This window comes from Fulvivirga aurantia, assembly GCF_009711475.1.
Classification (GTDB): domain Bacteria; phylum Bacteroidota; class Bacteroidia; order Cytophagales; family Cyclobacteriaceae; genus Fulvivirga; species Fulvivirga aurantia.
Map to the genome: position 1 here is coordinate 1 of NZ_SMMD01000323.1, position 1,754 is coordinate 1,754.

The 1,754-nt window shown below is 33.0% G+C and carries 1 protein-coding gene; it reads left to right on the forward strand.

Annotation, left to right across the window (positions count from 1 at the left end):
- Positions 1–32: 32 nt before the first annotated feature.
- The coding region (locus E1176_RS01475) for a YncE family protein (RefSeq protein ID WP_155208807.1) at positions 33–1,754 on the forward strand (1,722 nt) is incomplete at its 3' end.

Consider the following 1,754-nt stretch of genomic DNA (forward strand, 5'->3'; position numbering starts at 1 on the left):
GTACATTTGAACTTTTAAAAAATTCTAATTAAATGATTTTGCAGGCTCTGAGAGTATTCATATTATTTTTTTTGATCGGTATATTGACATTATGCACCTACACTCCAGAAGAAGAGTTCTTTAATGAAATTGAACAGTTTGATGAACAAAGCCTTTCGATTTCTCTAGATTCTTATAATGAAAGTGATACAATTTACTTGGAAGGTCCTGCTGAGTTTAAGTATAATGTCGAAAGTGATGGTGAAATCTTAGAAGTGATCATTTTATTGAATAATAGTAAAATAGCAACAGGGAAAAATAGTGGTGTCTTTGCTGTGGTACCTCATACAGGTATCTATCATCTTGAAATAAGATTTATATCATCGACAGGTACTGGTAGTCTTGCTGACAAAGTGGGGGCTGAGAATATCCAAGTATGGAAAACATGGATAATTAAAGCCTATGTTGAAACAATCCCTGAGAAGCCAGTGGTTTCTACTACAATGGAAAATGGATATTCTGTTCTTCGATGGACTCCTTATAATAAAACTAAATTTGAGCATTATGCCATTCAAGTTGATGGTGAGGAAAAAAAATATATAATGAATCCTGAAACGACCACTTGGGTAGATAGTACCTATTTAGGATATCACAACAGGAAATATACCGTTTACACCACAAATCTAATAGGTACTAGTAGAAGCTCTGTTGAATTAACAGGTGATGAAAATCTTATTATCAGTTCTACATTCAACCCTGCCGATAGTTTGGTTGAATTAGAAGTGTCCAAACCTATTTACTTTGGACCATTTAAGTCTTATTCTATATATGAGAACGGTCAATTAATTGGTCAAATTGAGAATGTAGACAATACAACATTTTCATTTAAATCACGTCAAGTCGGCATAAATTACACTTCTAATGTTTCCGTATGGCTAAATGCAAAACTTAAGCAAGGAATAGGTGGCTCCCGTACTGTACTGAACACATCTGTAGTTTTGCAAAATTTACCAAGAGATATTGAAGAGTTTGCTTTTAATAATGAACTGCAGACCATTATTGGTTATTGGTCTCATCTAAGCGAGGGAAAATTTTTTAAGCTAAATCCCAACAATTTAGAAATGACAGACAGTATCGAAGTCAATAATGGTCCTGGCTATCATGTATCTTATGATGGACAAAATATTTATTACTCCGATGCTTCGCAACTTGTTGAGATGAACTTAATAACTTATAACGAGTCAAGGTTAGATGCTATTACAACCGAATACGGCAGTGGTCCAAGTAATATTATGAGCTCTCAAAATCGAATTGTTTGTTATGACTGGTTCGGACCTGGTGATAGAATTACATTTTACAGCAGAATATTTAATTTGACTACTAATAAAGAAATAGCGTTTATGTCTAAAGATAATGAACAGGTTAATTATACAATTTCTGATGATGGTAATTATGTTAAAAATCAAGATAACGATATCTATAAAATCATTGATGACAATCTCTTATTGATAGGTAGGTTGAATTACACTGGACGTTGGTTAGGTTTCAGGCAGGATGCTAGTGAAGAAATGTTAACAATAGATAATTATTACGATCCTGCAATTCGCATTTATGACGTAAATAGTTTAGAAGAAAAAAGGTCAGTTAGACCGTCTGTTAGTGACTCCAAATTTATCACTTACGATGTCGCTTCAAAAAGTCTCATTTTCATGAATTATGGATTAAAAAAACTTTATAGAATAGACATAGACAATGGAACAGAAGAGCAGTTTAAT